The 19,102-nt window shown below is 53.4% G+C and carries 26 protein-coding genes; 7 read left to right on the top strand and 19 right to left on the bottom strand.

The window, feature by feature from the left end; genetic code table 11:
- Positions 1 to 7 precede the first annotated feature (7 nt).
- From argB to folE, 14 genes are all read right to left on the bottom strand, one after another.
- Positions 8 to 865, bottom strand: coding sequence for an acetylglutamate kinase (gene argB, locus Q7K71_05260; GenBank protein ID MDO8675509.1), 858 nt, complete (start codon positions 863 to 865; stop codon positions 8 to 10).
- Positions 849 to 1,991 carry a bifunctional glutamate N-acetyltransferase/amino-acid acetyltransferase ArgJ gene (argJ, locus tag Q7K71_05255; protein MDO8675508.1) on the bottom strand — a complete coding sequence of 381 codons (1,143 nt, stop codon included), beginning with the start codon at positions 1,989 to 1,991 and terminating at the stop codon, positions 849 to 851. The genes argB and argJ overlap by 17 nt, the downstream gene beginning before the upstream one ends.
- The gene (argC, locus tag Q7K71_05250) at positions 1,988 to 3,016 is read right to left on the bottom strand and encodes an N-acetyl-gamma-glutamyl-phosphate reductase (GenBank protein ID MDO8675507.1); all 1,029 of its coding nucleotides are present in this window, start codon (positions 3,014 to 3,016) and stop codon (positions 1,988 to 1,990) included. The genes argJ and argC overlap by 4 nt, the downstream gene beginning before the upstream one ends.
- Positions 3,017 to 3,125: 109 nt before the next feature.
- Positions 3,126 to 3,521, bottom strand: coding sequence for a 30S ribosomal protein S9 (gene rpsI / locus Q7K71_05245; protein MDO8675506.1), 396 nt, complete (start codon positions 3,519 to 3,521; stop codon positions 3,126 to 3,128).
- Between the two features lie 46 nt (positions 3,522 to 3,567).
- The gene (rplM, locus tag Q7K71_05240) at positions 3,568 to 3,996 is read right to left on the bottom strand and encodes a 50S ribosomal protein L13 (GenBank protein MDO8675505.1); all 429 of its coding nucleotides are present in this window, start codon (positions 3,994 to 3,996) and stop codon (positions 3,568 to 3,570) included.
- Between the two features lie 67 nt (positions 3,997 to 4,063).
- Positions 4,064 to 4,807 (bottom strand): tRNA pseudouridine(38-40) synthase TruA, encoded by a 744-nt coding sequence (truA, locus tag Q7K71_05235; GenBank protein ID MDO8675504.1) that lies wholly within the window; start codon positions 4,805 to 4,807, stop codon positions 4,064 to 4,066.
- Positions 4,789 to 5,763: an aspartate-semialdehyde dehydrogenase gene (locus Q7K71_05230; GenBank protein MDO8675503.1), complete on the bottom strand. Its 975-nt coding sequence runs from the start codon at positions 5,761 to 5,763 to the stop codon at positions 4,789 to 4,791. Before Q7K71_05230 ends, truA begins: the two co-directional genes overlap by 19 nt.
- Positions 5,760 to 6,818: a 3-isopropylmalate dehydrogenase gene (locus Q7K71_05225; protein ID MDO8675502.1), complete on the bottom strand. Its 1,059-nt coding sequence runs from the start codon at positions 6,816 to 6,818 to the stop codon at positions 5,760 to 5,762. Before Q7K71_05225 ends, Q7K71_05230 begins: the two co-directional genes overlap by 4 nt.
- A gap of 1 nt (position 6,819) precedes the next feature.
- Positions 6,820 to 8,064, bottom strand: a complete 1,245-nt coding sequence (fabF, locus tag Q7K71_05220) for a beta-ketoacyl-ACP synthase II (GenBank protein MDO8675501.1) — start codon at positions 8,062 to 8,064, stop codon at positions 6,820 to 6,822.
- Positions 8,065 to 8,141: 77 nt separating this feature from the next.
- On the bottom strand, positions 8,142 to 8,378 hold the full coding sequence (gene acpP / locus Q7K71_05215) for an acyl carrier protein (protein ID MDO8675500.1): 237 nt from the start codon (positions 8,376 to 8,378) through the stop codon (positions 8,142 to 8,144).
- A gap of 55 nt (positions 8,379 to 8,433) precedes the next feature.
- The gene (gene fabG, locus Q7K71_05210) at positions 8,434 to 9,171 is read right to left on the bottom strand and encodes a 3-oxoacyl-[acyl-carrier-protein] reductase (protein MDO8675499.1); all 738 of its coding nucleotides are present in this window, start codon (positions 9,169 to 9,171) and stop codon (positions 8,434 to 8,436) included.
- Between the two features lie 41 nt (positions 9,172 to 9,212).
- A complete protein-coding gene (gene folB / locus Q7K71_05205; GenBank protein ID MDO8675498.1) occupies positions 9,213 to 9,575 on the bottom strand; it encodes a dihydroneopterin aldolase in 363 nt (120 codons plus the stop codon).
- Positions 9,575 to 10,291, bottom strand: coding sequence for an SDR family oxidoreductase (locus Q7K71_05200; protein ID MDO8675497.1), 717 nt, complete (start codon positions 10,289 to 10,291; stop codon positions 9,575 to 9,577). Before Q7K71_05200 ends, folB begins: the two co-directional genes overlap by 1 nt.
- The gene (gene folE / locus Q7K71_05195; protein ID MDO8675496.1) at positions 10,288 to 10,827 is read right to left on the bottom strand and encodes a GTP cyclohydrolase I FolE; all 540 of its coding nucleotides are present in this window, start codon (positions 10,825 to 10,827) and stop codon (positions 10,288 to 10,290) included. Before folE ends, Q7K71_05200 begins: the two co-directional genes overlap by 4 nt.
- A 76-nt stretch (positions 10,828 to 10,903) precedes the next feature.
- On the opposite strand from folE, the gene hisJ reads away from it, so the two are divergent.
- Both hisJ and Q7K71_05185 read left to right on the top strand, forming a co-directional pair.
- On the top strand, positions 10,904 to 11,707 hold the full coding sequence (gene hisJ, locus Q7K71_05190; GenBank protein MDO8675495.1) for a histidinol-phosphatase HisJ: 804 nt from the start codon (positions 10,904 to 10,906) through the stop codon (positions 11,705 to 11,707).
- Positions 11,704 to 12,168, top strand: coding sequence for a VOC family protein (locus Q7K71_05185; protein MDO8675494.1), 465 nt, complete (start codon positions 11,704 to 11,706; stop codon positions 12,166 to 12,168). The genes hisJ and Q7K71_05185 overlap by 4 nt, the downstream gene beginning before the upstream one ends.
- Here Q7K71_05185 and Q7K71_05180 read toward each other — a convergent pair.
- Together Q7K71_05180 and ispG are read right to left on the bottom strand one after the other, a co-directional pair.
- On the bottom strand, positions 12,165 to 12,671 hold the full coding sequence (locus tag Q7K71_05180; protein ID MDO8675493.1) for a paraquat-inducible protein A: 507 nt from the start codon (positions 12,669 to 12,671) through the stop codon (positions 12,165 to 12,167). The two genes, Q7K71_05185 and Q7K71_05180, sit on opposite strands and share 4 nt — an antisense overlap.
- Positions 12,664 to 13,872 carry a flavodoxin-dependent (E)-4-hydroxy-3-methylbut-2-enyl-diphosphate synthase gene (ispG, locus tag Q7K71_05175; protein ID MDO8675492.1) on the bottom strand — a complete coding sequence of 403 codons (1,209 nt, stop codon included), beginning with the start codon at positions 13,870 to 13,872 and terminating at the stop codon, positions 12,664 to 12,666. The genes Q7K71_05180 and ispG overlap by 8 nt, the downstream gene beginning before the upstream one ends.
- Positions 13,873 to 14,018: 146 nt before the next feature.
- Here ispG and ispH point away from each other — a divergent pair, with 146 nt between their 5' ends.
- From ispH to murB, 5 genes are read left to right on the top strand one after another with little or no spacing between them, the layout of a single operon-like run.
- Positions 14,019 to 14,945, top strand: a complete 927-nt coding sequence (ispH, locus tag Q7K71_05170) for a 4-hydroxy-3-methylbut-2-enyl diphosphate reductase (GenBank protein ID MDO8675491.1) — start codon at positions 14,019 to 14,021, stop codon at positions 14,943 to 14,945.
- A 58-nt stretch (positions 14,946 to 15,003) separates the two neighbouring features.
- Positions 15,004 to 15,258: a 2Fe-2S iron-sulfur cluster-binding protein gene (locus Q7K71_05165; protein ID MDO8675490.1), complete on the top strand. Its 255-nt coding sequence runs from the start codon at positions 15,004 to 15,006 to the stop codon at positions 15,256 to 15,258.
- Positions 15,258 to 15,689, top strand: coding sequence for a molybdenum cofactor biosynthesis protein MoaE (locus Q7K71_05160; GenBank protein ID MDO8675489.1), 432 nt, complete (start codon positions 15,258 to 15,260; stop codon positions 15,687 to 15,689). Before Q7K71_05165 ends, Q7K71_05160 begins: the two co-directional genes overlap by 1 nt.
- Positions 15,686 to 16,003 (top strand): rhodanese-like domain-containing protein, encoded by a 318-nt coding sequence (locus Q7K71_05155; protein MDO8675488.1) that lies wholly within the window; start codon positions 15,686 to 15,688, stop codon positions 16,001 to 16,003. Before Q7K71_05160 ends, Q7K71_05155 begins: the two co-directional genes overlap by 4 nt.
- Positions 16,003 to 16,932: a UDP-N-acetylmuramate dehydrogenase gene (gene murB, locus Q7K71_05150; GenBank protein ID MDO8675487.1), complete on the top strand. Its 930-nt coding sequence runs from the start codon at positions 16,003 to 16,005 to the stop codon at positions 16,930 to 16,932. The genes Q7K71_05155 and murB overlap by 1 nt, the downstream gene beginning before the upstream one ends.
- Positions 16,933 to 17,045: 113 nt before the next feature.
- On the opposite strand, the gene Q7K71_05145 is transcribed toward murB, so the two are convergent.
- The 3 genes from Q7K71_05145 to Q7K71_05135 all read right to left on the bottom strand — a co-directional run bounded on the left by Q7K71_05145 (position 17,046) and on the right by Q7K71_05135 (position 19,053).
- Positions 17,046 to 17,795 carry an SIMPL domain-containing protein gene (locus Q7K71_05145; protein MDO8675486.1) on the bottom strand — a complete coding sequence of 250 codons (750 nt, stop codon included), beginning with the start codon at positions 17,793 to 17,795 and terminating at the stop codon, positions 17,046 to 17,048.
- Between the two features lie 187 nt (positions 17,796 to 17,982).
- Positions 17,983 to 18,204, bottom strand: coding sequence for a hypothetical protein (locus Q7K71_05140; protein ID MDO8675485.1), 222 nt, complete (start codon positions 18,202 to 18,204; stop codon positions 17,983 to 17,985).
- A gap of 6 nt (positions 18,205 to 18,210) precedes the next feature.
- Positions 18,211 to 19,053, bottom strand: a complete 843-nt coding sequence (locus Q7K71_05135; GenBank protein MDO8675484.1) for a Bro-N domain-containing protein — start codon at positions 19,051 to 19,053, stop codon at positions 18,211 to 18,213.
- Between the last annotated feature and the right edge of the window lie 49 nt (positions 19,054 to 19,102).

Genomic DNA, 19,102 nt, shown 5'->3' with positions numbered 1-19,102 from the left:
GTGAAACTCATTTCTTAAGGATCTGGGTGCCAACACCCTGGTCCGTGAAAAACTCCAGCAACAACGCGTGCGGCAAGCGGGCATCCACGATGTGGGTCTTGCGCACCCCGCCGCCTTTGAGGGCCTCAACGCAGGAATTCACCTTGGGGATCATGCCGCCGTGAATGACCTCGGACTTGATCAACTGGCTCACCTGTTCAACGGTCAGCGTTGAGATCAGGGACTCCGGGTCCTTGGGGTCGCGCATGACGCCGGGCACATTGGTCAAAAGGACCAGCTTCTCCGCCTTCATGGAATTGGCAATGGCGCTGGCCACCTCATCCGCGTTGATATTGTGCGGCTGTTTTTCAACGGTCACGCCCATCGGCGACACCACGGTGATCTGCCCCTTAGACAGATGCTCCTGCAAGGCGTCCTTGTTGACCGAGGTGATGGTGCCGACATACCCCAGGTCCTTGTCCGCTTTCTTTTTCTTGACGAAGATGATGTTCTCCTCGCCTTTAAACCCGGTGACATCGCCTTTGAGCGCCTTGATCTCCTCAACGATCATGGTGTTGAGCTTGTCCAATTCCTCCCCGACGATCTTCAAAGTCGGCTTGTCGGTCACGCGGATGCCGTTGATGAATTCCGACTTGAGCCCCTGCTCTTTGAGCCGGGCGCTGATATGCGGCCCGCCGCCGTGCACGATGATGGTCCGTATGCCGACATAACTCAAAAACACGATGTCCTGCAGGACATTGTGCCGTATCTTCGGGTCATCCAGGATGCTCCCGCCGTATTTGATGACAAAGATCTTGCGGCGAAAGGCCTCGATGTACGGAATGGCCTCGATCAGGATCGAGGCTTTTTTAATTATACTCTCCATTGATCCTCACATATTCGTATGATAAATCGCAAGTATAAACAGTGGCTTCATATTTGCCCAGATCAAGGGCGACGTTGATGACGATCTCTTTTTTATCAAAAGGGCTGAACGAGATCCTCATGTTCCTTTCGTCAATGCCTTTGATGCCCAAGGACCCGACCGCCGCACCCACCCGTCCCCAGTTGGGATTACTGCCGAAGGCCGCGGTCTTGACCAAGGACGAATTGGCCACGGCCTTGGCGATCTCTTTGGCCTGGGGCTCATTGCCGGCACCCGTCACATGGATGGTCAAGAATTTGGTGGCGCCTTCACCGTCCATCACGATCTTTTTGGCCAACGCCACGCACACGAATTCCAGCGCCTCATAAAATTTCTTAAAGTCGGCGTTCGCGGCAGTGATGCGTTTGTTGCCCGCCAATCCATTGGCCTGCAAGGTCACCATATCATTGGTACTCATACATCCGTCAACGGTAATGCTGTTAAAAGATTTTTCCGTCGCGCGCCTCAAAGCTGTTTTCAACATCCCTAAAGAAATACCGGCATCGGTCGTCACAAACCCCAGCATGGTCGCCATATTGGGCTCGATCATCCCCGACCCCTTGGCGCAGGCGCCGATGGTCACTGTCTTATGGCCTAATTTGACCTGTACGGCGATCTCTTTGACCTTCAGGTCTGTCGTCATGATGGCCCGCGCGAATTTGCCCCCGCCCGATGGACTTAAGCCCTTGACTAAGGCCGGGGCGGCATTCACAATTTTATGGTACGGCAATGACTTGCCGATAATTCCCGTTGACGTCACCAGAACATCCTCCGGCTTGATCCCCAGTAATTGCGCGACCAAACGCGTGGAATTTTGGGCGTGCTTCAAACCCAAAGCGCCCGTATAACAATTGGCATTGCCGCTGTTGACCAAAACCGCTTGGCCGCGGCCCCGGGCCGCGTGTTTCATGCTGACCACAAGCGGTGCCGCTTTAATGGAATTTTTTGTAAAAACCGCGGCCGTTACCGCCGGTACCGCGGACGCAATAAGGCCCAGGTCCGTTTTACCGGAACGCTTGATCCCGCAGGCGACGCCGTTGGCTAAAAATCCTTGAGGAGCGGTGATACCGCCCTTGACAACCTTCATAGCAAACCCTCGGTTTCCTTAAAACCGCACATGATGTTCATGTTCTGCACGGCCTGGCCTGCCGCGCCCTTGACCAGATTATCAATGGCGCTGGTGATGACCACCATTTTCTTGTCGGCGCTGACCGCAAGGCCGATGTCGCAAAAATTGGTGTAGGCAACATTCTTGACTTCGGGCTGCGCGCCTAAAGGCAGAATGCGGACGAACGGTTCTGTTTTGTAAAATTTCTTATAAAGGGTATGCGCCTGGTTTAATGTCATTCCCTCTTTGAGATGCACATACATGGTGTTCAATATTCCCCGGTTGATGGGCAATAGATGGGCGACAAAATGCACGGCCATGTTCTTTCCGGCCAATTGGGACAAGGCCTGGTCGATCTCGGGCGTATGCTGATGCGCCAAAACCTTATAGGCTTTGAAATTCTCATTGACCTCGCTGGACAACAGGTCCAAAGACGCCTTGCGCCCCGCGCCGGAAACGCCGGATTTGGCATCCACGACAACGGATATAATGGATGAGGCCTTGGCCATGACGAGGGGAGCCAATCCCAAAATAGCAGCCGTCGGATAACAGCCCGGGTTCGCAACGAGCAGCGCTGTCTTTATTTTCTGCCGGAACAATTCCGGCAGGCCATACACGGCTTTGGCGACATTTTTGACATCCACGTGTTTATGGCCATACCAGCGCTCATAAACCCTGGTGTTTTTAAGCCGGTAATCCGCGCTCAAGTCAATGACCTTGACCCCGGCTTTTAGAAGTTTTCCGGCGACACGCATGGACTCGGTATGCGGAAGCGCCAAAAACACGACATCGCAATGCCGGACTGCCTGGGCGATATTGAATTTTTGGCAAACAAGGTCCGTCCGTCCCGAAAATTCGGGATAGATCGCATCCACCCGTCCCCGCGTATTGTTGGCCGCCACGTAGGTGACGCGCACCCGCGGGTGTTTCAAGAGGAGGAACAGGGCTTCTTTTCCGGTATAACCACTGACACCTGCAATGCCTATTTTTAGGATGTTTTTCATAATTTTCCCGACGGTAAAATGTCTTTACTATAAATAAAAAAGCCGGTCTCGTCAACGTATTTCGAAGGGAGATCGGCTTTACGCCTGCTGCTCTATATGGATAGGTGGTCTAACGCTTAACCCATTGGAATTTGCGGCGAGCTCCCTTTTGGCCAGGTTTCTTTCTTTCCTTCATTCTGGAGTCCCTGGTCAGACAACCGGCTTTTTTGAGCACGGGTCTGGTCAACAGATCGCTGACGAGCAACGCCCGCGACAAACCCATTTTGAACGCGCCGGCCTGTCCGGTGGAACCGCCGCCGGTCACACGAACGGCGATGTCGAATTTATTTTCCAAATTCGTGAGTTTTAACGGCTGAAGAATGGAGATCCGGTCGGTTTCCCGCGGGAAATACTCCGTGAATTCGCGTTTGTTCACCAAGATCGTGCCCTGCCCCGGCGTCAAAACAACGCGGGCAACGGAACTCTTGCGGCGACCTGTACCGGCATATTTGACAATTTCTACCATCTAAACTACTCCTTTATGTACGGGCACGGCATGCCGTGCCCCTACGTTAAATTTCCAAAGCAATGGGCTTTTGGGCCGCGTGAGGATGCGCCTCGCCCGCGTAAACTTTTAACTTGCCCGCCTGCTTATACGCCAAAGGACCGCTGGGAAGCATGCGGGTGACCGCTAACTCCAGCACCTTGGCAGGACGGTTTTTAAGCATCTGACCCAGGGTGACCCGCCTTGAACCGCCGGGATAACCGGTATAACGGGTGTAAACCTTGTCCGTCAATTTCTTGCCCGTGACATGGACTTTTTCGGCATTGATGATAATGACTGTATCTCCGGTATCTAAGAACGGAGTATAGATGCGTTTATGCTTGCCGCGCAAAATGGACGCGGCCTTGGCCGCGATGTGGCCGAGGGTCTTGTCCTTCGCGTCGATCAGGAAACATTTATGCTCAATTTCGCTGACTTTAGGTAAATACGTTTTCATAACTCTAACCCATTAATGATTTTAAGGTGAACTGAAAATATAACATGTCCTGCGTAAAAGTCAAGTTTTAATACTGCACCGACATGAGACAAAGGCCGCGGGCCGGGGCGGTTTTGGGGGCTGCGTTCCGGTTTTTGGCCTTTAAAAGGGCTCCGACCTGTGCCGGCTTCATGCGGCCGCAACCCACCGCCAAAAGGGTCCCGACCATGTTGCGCACCATCTTGTACAAAAACCCGTTGGCCGTGACCTCAATATGGATAAAGTCCCCTTCCCTGATCACGGTCAAGGCCTTGACCGTGCGCACCGTGTCGCGTTCGGCGCGCAAAGGATCAAAGGCCTGAAAAGATCTAAAATCATGCTTGCCGACCAAAAATTTTGCCACCCGGCGCATGGCCGCGAGGTCAAGTTGATGCGGGTAAAAATACGCCCTGTCCCGCCAGAATACCGAACGATGGTCTCTGTTTAAGACCGTATACCGGTAGGTCTTTCGCTTGGCGTTGTATTGCGCGTGAAAATTTGCGCCGACGCTTTTGGCCTCGAGCACCGCAATGTCCAATGGTAAGGACGCGTTCAGGGCTTTCTGGATTTGCGCCGGTGTCATGCGTGTTTTGGCCTTAAAACTGACCACCTGGGCCTCGGCATGCACCCCGCTGTCCGTGCGGCCCGACGCTATAGAGGAAATATCCTGCTTGAAGATCTTGGTGAGAATTTTCTGAAGCTCGCCCTGCACGGTGCGTTCGCCCTGGGCTTGCACCTGCCAGCCGCAAAAACCGCTGCCGTCGTATTCAATGGTTAATTTGAAATTAGGCATTCCGCGATCTGGACGGCGTTGAGGGCCGCGCCTTTGCGCAGATTGTCCGACACGACCCACAAATTCAGGCCGTTGGCAACGGTGTCGTCTTCGCGGATGCGCCCGACAAAGGTTTCGTCCTTGCCGTCGGCATGGATGGGAAGCGGATAGGTGGAGGTCTTGACATCATCCACCACCTTGACCCCCGGCGCCTTGCTTAAAAGCGCGATGGCTTTGGCGCGGGTGATCTTTTTCGCGGTCTCGATGTTGACCGATTCGCTGTGGCTATTAAAAACAGGCACGCGCACGCAGGTGGCGCTGACCTTAATGGAAGCGTCATGCATGATCTTTCGGGTCTCGTTGACCATCTTCATCTCTTCCTTGGTGTAAAAATTATCGGTGAAGACGTCAATTTGCGGGATCAGATTATGCGCGATGGGATGCGGGAATTTTTTGACGGCCTTGTTGCCTCTTTGCTGGGCGCGCAGTTCTTCCACGGCCTCTGCCCCGGCGCCGGACACGGCCTGATAGGTGGAAACCACGATGCGCTTGATCCTGGCAAAATCATGCAGGGGCTTTAACGCCACCACCATCTGTATGGTGGAACAATTGGGATTGGCGATGATGCCCTTGTGCTTGAAGATGTCTTGGGGATTCACCTCGGGCACGACCAAAGGCACATCCGGGTCCATGCGAAAACAGGATGTGTTGTCAATGACCACAGCCCCGGCCTTGGCCGCCACCGGCACCCAGACCTTGCTGATCTCGGCCCCCGGCGAAGACAAAACAATGTCCACCCCTTTGAACACATCCTTGGTCAAAGGCACATATTTGTTGCCGTCCAGCGCCCCGCCCGCGCCGCTGGGCGAGATCAAAATGAGTTTATTGACGGGAAATTTGCGTTCTTTGACAATGTGGTACATGCATTGCCCCACCGCCCCGCGGATACCCAAAATAGCGACATTGTATTTTTTCATTGGAATGCCTCTGCGATCATGTCCCCGATCTCGCTCGTCGAATACCCCATCTGGCCTGCGGCCAGGGACTTGACCTTCGTTGTCACAAATTGAATGACCGTATCTTCAATGGCTTTCGCCGCTTTTGGCTCGCCCAGAGTTTCCAGCATCATGCCCGCCGCACAGATCGCCGCCAAAGGGTTGATGACGTTTTTGCCCGTGTATTTCGGCGCGCTGCCGCCGATGGGCTCGAACATGGAAACGCCCTGCGGGTTGATATTGCCGCCGGCCGCGATGCCCATGCCGCCCTGGATCATGGCGCCCAGGTCGGTGATGATGTCGCCGAACATGTTGTCCGTGACGATGACGTCAAACCATTCCGGATTTTTCACGAACCACATGGTCGTGGCATCCACATGCGCGTAATCGGTTTTCACGTCGGGGTATTCCTTGGCCACCTCGTTAAAGGTGCGCTGCCACAGGTCCCACGCATAGGTCAACACATTGGTCTTGCCGCACAAGGTCAATTTTTTGGCCTTGTTGCGCCGGCGCGTGTATTCAAACGCATAACGCACACAGCGCTCAACACCTTTGCGCGTGTTGTAAGAGATCTGGATGGCGACCTCATCCTTCGTGCCCTTGTCCCGGAATTCGCCCATGCCCTTGTACAGGCCTTCGGAATTCTCACGGACCACCACAAAATCAATGTCCGCCGGTGTTTTGCCTTTCAAAGGGCAGAAATCCTGATTGTATAATTTGACCGGACGCAGATTGATGTACTGGTCCAGCGCAAAACGCAGTTTCAAAAGGATGCCGGTCTCCAGAATGCCCGGCTGAACGTCGGGATGGCCGATGGCGCCCAGATAGATCGCCTGGAATTTCCTGATCGCCGCGATGTCCTGGTCTTCAAGGGTCTTGCCCGTCTTTAAATAACGGGCTCCGCCGTGATCAAAGGTTGTTTTGTCGACCTTAAATCCGTATTTTTGACCAGCGGCATCCAGGACCTTCAAGCCCTCACGGATGACCTCCGGCCCGGTCCCGTCGCCCGGGATGACGGCAATTTGATATGTTTTCATATTATTCTTTAAACCGTTTTACGACGAGGGTGGTGTTATGGCCGCCGAACCCCAGCGAATTGGACATGGCCGCCTGCATATCAACCTTGCGGCATACGTTGGGCACATAATCCAGATCACAGTCGGGATCCGGGGTCTCATAGTTAATGGTTGGCGGCACGACATTGTCACGGATGGCCATGATACAGGCAATGAGTTCAATGGCGCCGGCAGCGCCCAGCAAATGGCCGGTCATGGACTTGGTTGAAGAAATGGGGACTTTCTTGGCCCTGTCCTTAAAGACCTTCCTGATCGCCAGGGTCTCGATCTGGTCATTGAGTTTCGTTGACGTGCCGTGGGCATTGATGTAAGAAATGTCCTGGACGGTCAATCCCGCGTCCTTGAGCGCGAATTCCATGGACTTCACCGCCCCTTCCCCCTCTTCATGCGGCGCGGTGATATGATACGCGTCGGCGGTGGAGCCGTAACCAACCACCTCGGCCAAAATGCGGGCCCCCCGTTTTTTCGCGAATCCCAATTCTTCCAAAATAACGATCCCCGCGCCTTCGGCCATGACAAAACCGTCGCGGTTAAGATCAAAAGGCCGGCTTGCTTTCTGGGGCGCGTCATTGCATTTGGACAAGGCCTTCAGAGCGCAAAATCCGCCAAGACCCAAAACAGACGTGGCGCTTTCAGCGCCGCCGGCGATCATCGCCTCGGCTTCCCCGTGCTGGATCATGCGAAAAGCATCGCCGATACAATTATTGCCTGTCGAGCAGGCGGTGACCACCGCTGAACAATGGCCTCTGGCGCCTAAATTGATGGAGATCTGGCCCGCGGCCTCGTTGATGATCATCTTGGGGATAAAGAACGGTGTAATGCGGCCGGGGCCCTTGGCCAAAAATTTCTCATACTCCTCCTCGGCGGAAGCCATGCTGCCGATGCCCGAGCCCACGATGACCCCGACGCGGTAAGGGTCCATGTTCTTGATCTCCAGTTTGGAATGCGCCATGGCTTCATTGGCCGCGACCACACCGAACTGGATGAACCGTGACAGATTACGGGCATCCTTGGTGGAAAAATGCTGCAAAGGGTCATAGTCAATGACATCGCCGTTGATGCGCGAATCAAAAGCAGAGGCATCAAAATGCGTGATGGGGCGTATGCCGCTTTGGCCCGCGACCAATGCTTTCCAAAACTTTTCTGTGCCGCTGCCGACCGGGCTAAGCGCCCCCATGCCGGTGACGACCACACGTTTTTTATGCATTCAAAAACCCCTATTAAAATTTTGCCCCGACCTCAAAGCCGGGGCAAAGGTGAAACAAAGAACGCCTGGACCAAAACTTAAACGCTGGCTTTTTCTTCAATGTATTTGATCGCGTCCCCCACCGTCTTCATCTTTTCAGCGTCCTCATCGGGGATCTCAATGTTGAATTCCTCTTCCAGGGCCATGATCAATTCAACGGTGTCCAGAGAATCCGCCCCCAGATCGTCCACGAACGACGCGCCGGGAGTGACCTCTTCCGGTTTGACACCCAATTGTTCGGCAATGATCGATTTGATCTTGTCTTGTGCTGCCATTGAGAAACCTCCTTGTTATTACTCCTGTACGGGCGGGGTTACCCCGCCCCTACCCTTAAAGCGTCAAACCGCCGTCAACGACGATGGTCTGGCCGGTGATATAGTCCGCCGCCGGTGAGGCCAAAAACATGCATACGCCGGCCACATCGCGGGGACTGCCAAAATGCTGCAAGGGGATGTCCTTCATGATACCATCCTGGACCGCCTGGGAAAGCCGGGCGGTCATGTCGGTGAGGATGTATCCGGGCGCCACGACGTTGACCGTGATGCCCCGGGACGCCAGTTCTTTGGCGACGGACTTGGAAAAACCGATGATGCCGGCCTTGCTCGCCGCGTAATTGGCCTGTCCCGCGTTCCCCGTAATTCCAATGACCGATGCGATGCTGATGATCTTGCCCTTTTTGGCTTTGAGCATCGCCCTGGCAATCACCTTGGTGACATTAAAAACGCCCTTGAGATTGACCCTGATGACCTCGTCCCAATCGGACTCGTCGATCCTCAAGAGCAGATTGTCACGCGTGATGCCGGCGTTGTTGACTAATATATCAATGCGCTTATGTTTGTCAAGAATTTTATTGACCGTTTCTTGGACGCTGTTGCCATCCGTTACGTCGCACGCGTAACCGTCTGCCGAACCGCCGTTTGCAATGATTTCAGCAGCTGCCTGGCCCGCCTGTCCGGCGTCACGGCCGATCACAATGACACTCGCCCCCTGACCGGCAAAGGCCTTGGCGATCTCTTTGCCGATGCCCCGGGTGGACCCGGTCACCAAAACCACCTGATCTTTGAACATAGGGCTATATTACCAATGCCTGTGTCGGGTGCAAGGAAAATTTATTTTTTCAAGGCGCGCGCAAGCTCAAAAGACACCGAACGGGCTTCGCCGATGGCATGGGGCTTGTCCAGACGCACCCAGGCGCCGCTGACCCTGGGGTCAGCCGCAAGCACCACGTCCAGCACCTTGGCCGCCAGCTTCTCTAATAGATAGTGCCGGGAACGCTGGACCGTGCGGCCCACCCTTTCAGTCAGGGCTTCGTAATCCAGGGCATCCTTCAGGCGGTCGGACTTGGACGCTTTGGAAGCATCGTAGCAGATGGCCAAATTCAGGATGAGGTCCTGTTTGTTCCTGCGTTCCCAAGGGTGGGTGCCGATGAAGGCGCGCAGGCGAAGATCGTTGATGCGTATGGTAGCCATCATTAAACCAACCCCTCTCCGCCGTCCGTGGCAATGATCTGGCCGGTGAGATAATCGTTGTCCAGCAGGAATTGCAGGGTCTGCACGATGTATTTGGGATGCCCGACCCTCTGCAACGGGATCTTTTTCGCGCGACGGGCGCGGTCATCCGACGGGTGATTCACCGGCGAAAGAATCATGCCCGGAGAGATGCCGTTAACGCGGATATGCGGACCCCACGCGGCCGCGGCCATTTTGGTGAACGCATACAAGGTCTTTTTAGTCAAAAGGTAATCCTCATAACGGGTGACGTTCTTGGCCACGTTGGTATCAATAAAATTGATGATGTGCCCCTTTTTGACCATCCGGACAAAAGCGCAGGACAGGATATAGGGCGCTTTAAAATTGATGTCCCAGTGCGTTTTAAATAAACCCATGTCCCCCCCGAAACGGCCGGGGATGAACATGGAAGCGCTGTTGACCAAAAGATTTAAGTTCGGCATGGACCGGTGGACCTGGCCGACAAGGCCCGACACGGCTTTTTCATCGGACAAGTCGCAGGCGAACAATTCACAGCGCACGCCTGTTTTATAAATGGCCTGGGCTGTTTTCATGGCCTCTGTCTTGGAACGGTTATAATGCAAAGCGACGTGATGCCCCTGCCCTGCCAAATGCAAAGCAACAGCCGCGCCCAAACGTTTGGCCGCGCCGGTCACCAGAGCCGTGCCTTTGAATGTCATTTGATTAAACTCAAGAATTCCGTGCGGGTGGAAGCGTCTTTACGGAACGCGCCCAGCATGCAGGATGTTTTCATGCAGCAGTTCTGTTTTTCAACCCCGCGCATCATCATGCACAAATGTTGGGCCTCGATAACGACCCCGACACCCAAAGCGCCGGTGACGTGCATCAGGGTTTGCGCGATCTCCTTGGTCAGATTTTCCTGCACCTGCAGGCGCCGGGCATACATGTCCACGATGCGGGCTATTTTGGAAAGACCGATGATCTTGCCGTTGGGAATATAACCGATGTGGGCCCGGCCGAAAAACGGCAGCATATGGTGCTCGCACAGGGAATACATTTCAATGTCCTTGACGATGACCATTTCGTCATTATCGGACGTGAAGACCGCGTTATTGACGATCTCCTTGACGTCTGTCTTGTACCCCTGGGTCATGAATTCAAAAGCCCGCGCCGCGCGGTGAGGCGTCTTGAGCAGGCCTTCGCGCTTGGGGTCTTCCCCGATGCTTTCGATCATTTTGCGGAAAAATTCATCCATAAGTGCCAATCATAACACAGCTGCCGGACGCTGTCTACCATTGTAAATTGGCAAAGCTCTGCTATAATCAACGCTTATGTTGCCCCAGACCGATTATCACATGCACACCCCTCTTTGCGGGCATGCCGTTGGCAGTCCCGAAGAATACGTTGGCTTTGGGCTCAAGGCGGGCCTCAAGGAAATAGGTTTTTCCGACCACGCGCCCATGGTCCATGAGCCCATGCCGGGCATCACCATGGACCTCGACGAACTGCCCCTCTACCATCGCATGATCGAAGAAGTACGTGCCAAGTACGCCGGCCGGATCACCATCAAGACGGCGCTGGAATCGGATTTTATCCCCGGCTTTGAAGCCAAGACCAAGGCCATCATTGACGGCTATCCGTACGACTATATCATCGGGTCCGTGCACTTTATCAACGGCTGGGCTGTGGATGACCCCGCCACCGTTGAAGAATGGAAAACAAAGGACATCAACCAAATCTACCGTGATTACTACGCCCTGTTGCGCCAAAGCGCCAAAACCGGCTTCTTTAATATCATCGGCCACTGCGATCTGCCCAAAAAATTCGGCTACAGGCCGACCGCGGACCTGACCGACGAGGTCAAAGCCACGGCCAAGGTCTTCAAGGAAACCGGCGTTGCTGTTGAGATCAACACCTCGGGCCTAAGAAAACCCGTCAAGGAAATGTACCCTGCCCCCGCCTGCCTGAAAATTTATCACGAAGCCGGTGTGCCGCTCACCTTCGGCTCGGACGCGCATGACCCCAAGGACGTGGGCCGCGATTTTGACAAGGCCGTTGATCTGGCCAAGTCCATCGGGTACAACGAATATCTTATTTTCAAACAGCGTAAGATCGAACGGACAGTCAAAATATGATCAGAATTCAGGGCATAGATCACGTGGCTTTGAACGTGCGCGACTTAGACAAGTCGGTTGAGTTCTACACGAAGGTGATCGGCTTAAAAATCACCGCGCGCGAACCATCCAAACCCGGGATTGAATACTTTTTGGACTGCGGCCCCTCCTTGCTGGGGATCATCCAAGCTAAGAACCTTGACGATGCGCACCCTTTTGCTCATGAGGGCTTGGGTGCCAATCATTTTTCGTTCCGCGTCCACTCCGACGATTTTGGACCCATGATCAAGCGTCTGGAAGAACATGGCGTCACCATTGAATACGCCAAAAAACGCGAAAAAAGCTGGTCACTGTATTTCTACGATATTGACGGGAATAAACTGGAAGTCACGGCCTGGCCGCTGGAGGATGGATTACCCGCTGATCAACGTGTGAAAGAGATTTACGACGGCAAGACAAAGACGTGGAGAAAATATGATTAAACGCGGCGCGCCAAATAATCCACTAAATTAGTGGCGATCATGGCCAGCAAAATGGACATTCCGAAAAAATAGATCCCGTCTTCCAGATTGGCCGATGCCAAAGCGCCTAATTTGACGGTCACGACCAGAACAGCGGCGATAAAAACATCCAGCATCGACCATCTGCCCAAAACTTCCAGACAAAAAAGCATTTTTCTTCTCAGCTCATTCCCTAACTTCACAAACCAGATCACCGCAAGAAAAAATAATTTTACAACAGGAAAAGCAACCGAAAAGAAAAAAATGAGAGCTGCCAGAAAATAATACTCTTCCGCCCAAAGATTATCAATGCCTGAAAGGATCGAAAAGGTGTTCTTTTCCCACAACTTTCTTACCGTCAGGACAGGGAGTTGAAAACCCTTATAAAGCAATACGGCTGAAGTGAGGATCAGAAGGACAATGTCAACCCTTCTGGGGTGAAGCTGCATCAGCGACTTCTTGTCGGAAGATTCCATATTACGCATACCGCTTTTTGATGTAATTCTCAAGAATATCAATAAACTCTTCCTTAATTCTCCCGCCTTTGAGCGTCACGGATTCTTTGCCATCCACGTAAACGGGCGCGATGGGCGTCTCGGAGGTACCGGGCAGACTGATGCCGATATCCGCGTGCCTGCTCTCGCCGGGACCGTTGACAACACATCCCATCACCGCGATCTTTAATTGCTCAATGCCCGGATACCTGCTTTTCCACGCCGGCATTTTCAATTTGATATGGTCATTGATGTCGCGGGCCAGATACTGAAAATAATCGCTCGACGTCCTGCCGCATCCGGGACAACTGGTGACGCTCGGCGCAAAATGCCGAAACCCCATGGCCTGCAAGACCTCTTTGCACACTTCCACTTCTTTGGCGCGCGGCACATTGGGCTGGGGCGTCAGGGAAACGCGGATGGTATCGCCGATGCCTTCCTGCAATAAAATGGACAAGGCCGCGGCGCTCGACGCCACGCCTTTGACATCAGCCCCGGCCTCGGTCAATCCCAAATGCAAAGCAAGATCGCAGGATGCGGCCAGACGGCGATACGCCGCGACCATGTCCTGCAGAACCGACATTTTCACGCTCAAGACAATTTTTTCCTTGGGCAAACCCAATTTAATGGCGTATTCCGACGAGCGCAAAGCGCTTTGGATCATGGCATCAATGGTCACATCGCGGAAATCCTTAGGGTTAGCCAGACGCGCATTGGCATCCATCATTGCCGTCAAAAGCTCCTGGTCCAAGGACCCCCAGTTGACGCCGATGCGCACGGCCTTGCCGTTATCCACGGCGATCTTGACGATCTGCGCGAAATTGTCGTCGTGCATTTTGCCCTTACCCACATTGCCGGGATTGATGCGGTATTTGTCCAGCAAACGGGCGGTTTCGGGATGTTTGTTCAAAAGCGTGTGGCCGTTGAAATGAAAATCACCGATGATGGGTGTGGTGATGCCCTCACTGCGCAGGCGGCGTATGGCCTCGGCCGCTCCTTTGGCCGCGTCATTGTCATTGATGGTCCAGCGCACCAATTCAGAGCCGGCCTCAATGAGCGACTTGGTCTGGGCCAACGTGGCCTCAACGTCCGCGGTGGGCGTATCGGTCATGGACTGGATGCGCACCGGCTGGCCAGCGCCCAAAAGAACCGGGCCGACAACTACAACAGGTGTTTGACGACGTTTGATCATGAGAATCCTTCGACTCGGCTTCGACTTCGCTCAGCCTCGCTCAGGATGACTCCCACAAGGGAGAATGCAAGGAGTCATTTACACCTCAAGCAAAAATGCTATAATTGACGGCGTATTATAAGGAACATCAGCCAAAAAAGCAATATATGGAAATCTTTCTAGCCAGGACACAGGGGTTTTGCGCCGGGGTGGCCAGCGCCATTGATATCGTGGAATTGGCCCTGCAAACCTACGGCACGCCGCTTTATGTCTATCACGACATCGTGCACAACACGTCGGTGGTCAATGACATGCGCGAGCGGGGCGTTATTTTCGTTGAAGACCTTAACGACGTTCCCGAAGGCAGCCGCATCATTTTCAGCGCCCACGGCATTCCCCCGACCCTCATTGACCAGGCCAAGACCCGTCAATTGAAATACGTGGATGCCACCTGCCCCTTAGTCACCAAGGTCCACAAAGAAGCGGTGAAATTTTCCAGCCAGAACATTGACACCGTGCTCATCGGGCACGTCGGGCATCAGGAACTGGTGGGCACATCGGGCTATGTCCGTCCCGACTTTTTGCATATTGTGGAAGATGAAGATGACGTGGACGATCTGGACATAGCCCCCGGCAAGACCGTGGCCTATATCACCCAAACCACCTTGTCGGTGGATGAGACCAAGGGCATCATTGCCAAACTCCAGAAAAGATTTCCCAAACTCGTGGGCCCGTCGCGCTCGGACATTTGTTATGCCACCCAGAACCGCCAGGACGCGGTCAAGGAATTGGCCAAGACCTGCGACATCATCATCATCTGCGGCTCGCCGCATTCGTCCAACAGCAACCGCCTGCGGGAAACCGGCGAAGGCCAGGGCGTTGAAAGCCATATCGTGGACACGGCGGAAGAACTGGATGTCAGTATCTTTAAAAATAAAAGTAAGGTCGGTTTAAGTTCCGGGGCGTCCGTCCCCCGTTATCTGGTGGACACCATCATTGAAAAGATCCAAAACGCCTATCCCGGCACAAGCGTGCAGGAATTCCCTAATCCGGAAAAAAATATTGTTTTTCCGGTGCTGCAGTTTAAGGAATAAGAGATCTCTCGTCCCGCATAGCGGGACTCGAGATAAATTCGCCCTGTGGGGCTCATTTATGGCCAAACTCTTCATTGACAATATTGAATACGAAGTCCCCGACGGCAAACAGATCGCGGAAGCGTGCGAAACCGCCGGCATCCCCTTTTCCTGCAACTCCGGGGTCTGCGGCACCTGCCAGATCGAAGTGCTTGAAGGCGCCGAAAACCTCAACGAACTGAATGAAGAGGAATCGGCCCTGGGCCAGGACCGCAATCACCGCCTCGGATGCCAGTGCAAGATCCTCGGTGGCATTGTCAAGGTGACTTATTGATGTTCATCCTTCAGGAAAGCTCCATTGACATCGCCTCTTTCAAAAATACCGGCGCCAACGACGCCGACGGCGCGCTGGTGACCTTTGAGGGCATTGTCCGCGCCGACCAACACGGCAGCGGCAAGGTCAGCGTTCTGCAATACATCGCTGATACGCCGGCCTGCACAACAGAAGGCAAAAAGATCATGGCCGAGGCCCTGTCTCTTTTTCCCGTCACGCGCGCGGTATGCGTCCAGCGCGTGGGCAAACTCAACGTCGGGGAAACAGCAATATGGATCGGCGTCTGGGCCAGCCACCGGGACGAGGCCTTTAAGGCCTCGCGCTACATTATTGAAGAAGTTAAAAAACGCCTGCTCATCTGGAAAAAAGAATTCTTCGCGGATGGGACTTCCGACTGGGTGCGCGGCTGTCAACACGAGGTGAAAGTATGAATCCAGCAGATATTGACATTGACATCCACAGCATTTCCCCGGAGGATTTCAAAAAATACGCACTCGTGGACGTGCGCGAGGACGAAGAGATCCGGGAATGGCCCGCGCAGGCTGAACATCTGTGCATGCCCTGTTCCGGATTTCCTTTGAACAAAGATGTCTTGAGCAAGGACACGTCCTATCTCATCTTCTGCGCCAAAGGCGGCCGCAGCCATCACGTGGCCGAACTCCTTCAGGCCGAAGGATACAATGCCGTGTCCGTCAATAACGGCATCGCCTCGGTCAACGCGTATTTAGAAGGCCTCCCGAAATAATGAAAAGCATCCCCGACGCCCTGCTGGCGGATTATACGACGTTCCGCCTGGGCGGCCCTTGCCGGTATTTGCTGGATTGCCAAACGCCTGATGAAGTCAAACAGGCCGTGAAACAACTGGCGGCTGACAAAACACCGTTCGTGCTCATCGGCGGCGGGTCCAATTTGGTTGTTTCGGACGAGGGCCTGGACGCTGCGGTGGTGCGTTTTGTCAGTCCTACCCCGCTCATCAAACGCAGCAACGATGACGTGACAGTGTCCGGCGGCACGTCTTTGGACGCGCTGGCCCTGAACATGGTGGAAGAGGGCCTGGAAGGGTTAAATTACGCCACGGGCATTCCAGGCACCGTAGGCGGGGCTGTGGTGGGCAATGCCGGCGCCTGGGGCAAACAAGTGGGCGATGTGCTTAAATCCGCGACCATCCTGGACCACAAAGGCAATGCCAAGACCGTCGGTCCGGACTACTTTGCCTTCGCTTACCGCCACTCGCGCCTGAAAGAAACCGGCGAGATCGTCCTGGACGTCACCTTTGCCCTCAAACCGGGCGACTGTGTTGCACTGGCGACGGAACGCGCCGCCATCCTGAAAACGCGCGCTGAAAAGCATCCTGACCTGGTCACCCATCCATGCGCCGGCAGTTTTTTCCGTAACATTGAGCCCACCTCCAAAGCCGAACGCCGTCAGGCCGCGGGATGGTTTTTGGAGCAGGCGGGCGGGAAAAACTTAAAAGTCGGCGGGGCCCAAATTTTTGAAAAACACGCCAATATCATCATCAAAGGCCCTCACTGCACAGCGCAAAACGTGCACGACCTATCGCTGAAAATGGCCCTGCTGGTCAAGGCAAAATTTGATCTGGTCTTAAACCGCGAAGTGCGCTTCGCCGGCAAGTTCCAAAACGCACCCGGAGCCAATGAGCAGGGGTTTTGGTAAACTAATCATCGATCTCAATGACCGCCTGGCCCTCACCCAAACCTCATAATGGGCCGCATCCCTGGCAAGCACCTGTATTTTCCTGGCCTTGGGATGCGTTTTCACAAAGATTTTCATTCAATACTAAACCCCGCATTCACCACCGCCGTCACTTTTTTCTCCAGCGATGTGGTGTCATTCACGCCGTAGTCGGAAACCTCGGTGGAATTGACCGGCGTGATCTGGAATATCCCCATCCTCGCCGAACGGATAAACCCGATCTTATTGCCCGTGGCCTTGACCATGTTCTCGGCCCGCCGTTTCGCGTTCTCGGTGGCCAACGCCAGCATTTCAATCTTAAGTTCGTCGAGTTTTGTATAGTAATACTCCGGCGCGCCGGATTCAAAGGCGATGTTTTGATTGATCAGCTCCGTTGAGCCGCGCGACACCGCCGTCACCTTATCCACCTGATTGGACCACACCTCAATGGGCTGGATCAAGGCGTAATAATCAATTTCATTGGTGTCCTTGCCCTGCGAAGTTTTCTTGTATACTTTGTCGCTGACGATCTGCTGAATAATGATCTCGCTATCCACCACACCCTGGTTCATCAGATATTTTTTCACCTTATCCAGGTCTTCCTGGACCTTTTTATAGCCGCTGGGCAGGTCGCGTTCGCGGCGGCTGAAGATCGCCTTCCAGACAATTTTATCGCTTTTAATGTTCTTTTGCGCCGACCCGGTCACCGTCACCACCTGCTGGTTGAATTTGACCACCGCCATAAACCCTTTGGCCAATATCAAACTCGCCGCGACGGTGGCCACCGCAATGCAAACACCCAAAACAATGATCTGTGAATCCCTGAAGATCTTTCCCGTTTCCATAATCCTGTCCTTTCGTTTGATATAAATAAAAAAACCCCGCCGAGTCAGCCATCTGACCTTGCGAAGGTTTTACTTTTTTTATAGTCCAGGTTCCCCCTTCAACACAGGACTCTCCGATACATCTGTTTTCAATATATCACCGGGCAACCCCCTGTCAATCAAATTGCCGGGTAAAAATAGGTGGACCTCAAAAGATCCCTCTATACGGCTCTGCACCGCCGTTAACCGCTTTCAGGAACGCGGGGAATTTGCGCGAGGGAACGGTCATTTCCGTGACCTTTTCCCGGGTCACGTCCTCAAAAACCATCGTCATCCCCCTCTTGCCGTCATCGTCCGTAAAATGCTTGATGTACACGCTATAATGCGACCCCAAATAATCCCATTCGATCAAATCCTGTAGTTTAGACATATTTTTTTATTTCCTAGGCAACTTCTTATTCTGTGGCTTATTTAAATAATTCTCTTTTGAAACAACCGACCGCCCAAGCCTTTTTTCCAACTGTTGGCGGGCGCCCCCGGCAATGTCCCCACCGGCTTTTGAGTCATCTTTTAATTTAGCCATACCTTTGGAATCTTCGGTGCGGTGGATTTCCGTTGTAGAACGCTCTCCCAGCATCGTAAAGATCAGCTCAAAATCATCCATATGATCCCGCAGATTTTCACGCTTTAACCCTTTTAACTTCCTGTACTCACTAGGAGTGATGCCAAACGTGGCTTTGGCTATTTCGGCGGTCAAAACCTCGTAATCTTTGTCTTCCTGTGCGCCACGCTTCTGCCATTCATCCGTTAATTCTTCCCGGATGACAATGCCGCGCATGCGCTTTTCGATCCAGTCATCGCTATATCCCTTTAGCTTATAGAGCAACCGCATCCGTTTAGCCGCAAGCTCGGGATTTTCTATCTCTTGAATACGCTCATAACCGACCTTGGCCAGCCAACGCTTAAAAGGTTCAGCTTTGGGTGATGGGATGGATTGGATAATACGGAATATGCCCTCTGTATCAGCGCAGTCAGTTTCCCTATTCTTGCCATCCGGTGCGACTAATTTCAACTGTCGACAAAATGTCGACAGTTCAACACCCGCATCATCTTTTTCACGAACCTTCATTTTATACCAATAATCCCTGGGATTTTCACTATCCGTCAGAGACCCTACGATATCCACAACTGAAAACCACCATTCATTATTATGAATGGTTCTCCTGATCTGTTTACCCTTAAAAATGGCAATTTTGGTTGAGATCATTTCTTGAGACATGATGCCCCCTTCTGTTTAATAGATTATAACGCTTGTGCTACGGGGAGCA

Source organism: Candidatus Omnitrophota bacterium, assembly GCA_030650275.1.
Lineage (GTDB): Bacteria > Omnitrophota > Gorgyraeia > Zapsychrales > Fredricksoniimonadaceae > JACPXN01.
The sequence above is the reverse complement of the archived record's forward strand: the minus strand, read 5'-3'. Positions and strand labels throughout refer to the sequence as shown.

Excerpts from the sequence above, each read along its gene's own strand:
- argB (MDO8675509.1), bottom strand. The coding sequence starts at position 865 with ATGGAGAGTATAATTAAAAAAGCCTCGATCCTGATCGAGGCCATTCCG.
- argJ (MDO8675508.1), bottom strand. The coding sequence starts at position 1,991 with ATGAAGGTTGTCAAGGGCGGTATCACCGCTCCTCAAGGATTTTTAGCC.
- argC (MDO8675507.1), bottom strand. The coding sequence starts at position 3,016 with ATGAAAAACATCCTAAAAATAGGCATTGCAGGTGTCAGTGGTTATACC.
- rpsI (MDO8675506.1), bottom strand. The coding sequence starts at position 3,521 with ATGGTAGAAATTGTCAAATATGCCGGTACAGGTCGCCGCAAGAGTTCC.
- rplM (MDO8675505.1), bottom strand. The coding sequence starts at position 3,996 with ATGAAAACGTATTTACCTAAAGTCAGCGAAATTGAGCATAAATGTTTC.
- truA (MDO8675504.1), bottom strand. The coding sequence starts at position 4,807 with ATGCCTAATTTCAAATTAACCATTGAATACGACGGCAGCGGTTTTTGC.
- Q7K71_05230 (MDO8675503.1), bottom strand. The coding sequence starts at position 5,763 with ATGAAAAAATACAATGTCGCTATTTTGGGTATCCGCGGGGCGGTGGGG.
- Q7K71_05225 (MDO8675502.1), bottom strand. The coding sequence starts at position 6,818 with ATGAAAACATATCAAATTGCCGTCATCCCGGGCGACGGGACCGGGCCG.
- fabF (MDO8675501.1), bottom strand. The coding sequence starts at position 8,064 with ATGCATAAAAAACGTGTGGTCGTCACCGGCATGGGGGCGCTTAGCCCG.
- acpP (MDO8675500.1), bottom strand. The coding sequence starts at position 8,378 with ATGGCAGCACAAGACAAGATCAAATCGATCATTGCCGAACAATTGGGT.
- fabG (MDO8675499.1), bottom strand. The coding sequence starts at position 9,171 with ATGTTCAAAGATCAGGTGGTTTTGGTGACCGGGTCCACCCGGGGCATC.
- folB (MDO8675498.1), bottom strand. The coding sequence starts at position 9,575 with ATGATGGCTACCATACGCATCAACGATCTTCGCCTGCGCGCCTTCATC.
- Q7K71_05200 (MDO8675497.1), bottom strand. The coding sequence starts at position 10,291 with ATGACATTCAAAGGCACGGCTCTGGTGACCGGCGCGGCCAAACGTTTG.
- folE (MDO8675496.1), bottom strand. The coding sequence starts at position 10,827 with ATGGATGAATTTTTCCGCAAAATGATCGAAAGCATCGGGGAAGACCCC.
- hisJ (MDO8675495.1), top strand. The coding sequence starts at position 10,904 with ATGTTGCCCCAGACCGATTATCACATGCACACCCCTCTTTGCGGGCAT.
- Q7K71_05185 (MDO8675494.1), top strand. The coding sequence starts at position 11,704 with ATGATCAGAATTCAGGGCATAGATCACGTGGCTTTGAACGTGCGCGAC.
- Q7K71_05180 (MDO8675493.1), bottom strand. The coding sequence starts at position 12,671 with ATGCGTAATATGGAATCTTCCGACAAGAAGTCGCTGATGCAGCTTCAC.
- ispG (MDO8675492.1), bottom strand. The coding sequence starts at position 13,872 with ATGATCAAACGTCGTCAAACACCTGTTGTAGTTGTCGGCCCGGTTCTT.
- ispH (MDO8675491.1), top strand. The coding sequence starts at position 14,019 with ATGGAAATCTTTCTAGCCAGGACACAGGGGTTTTGCGCCGGGGTGGCC.
- Q7K71_05165 (MDO8675490.1), top strand. The coding sequence starts at position 15,004 with ATGGCCAAACTCTTCATTGACAATATTGAATACGAAGTCCCCGACGGC.
- Q7K71_05160 (MDO8675489.1), top strand. The coding sequence starts at position 15,258 with ATGTTCATCCTTCAGGAAAGCTCCATTGACATCGCCTCTTTCAAAAAT.
- Q7K71_05155 (MDO8675488.1), top strand. The coding sequence starts at position 15,686 with ATGAATCCAGCAGATATTGACATTGACATCCACAGCATTTCCCCGGAG.
- murB (MDO8675487.1), top strand. The coding sequence starts at position 16,003 with ATGAAAAGCATCCCCGACGCCCTGCTGGCGGATTATACGACGTTCCGC.
- Q7K71_05145 (MDO8675486.1), bottom strand. The coding sequence starts at position 17,795 with ATGGAAACGGGAAAGATCTTCAGGGATTCACAGATCATTGTTTTGGGT.
- Q7K71_05140 (MDO8675485.1), bottom strand. The coding sequence starts at position 18,204 with ATGTCTAAACTACAGGATTTGATCGAATGGGATTATTTGGGGTCGCAT.
- Q7K71_05135 (MDO8675484.1), bottom strand. The coding sequence starts at position 19,053 with ATGTCTCAAGAAATGATCTCAACCAAAATTGCCATTTTTAAGGGTAAA.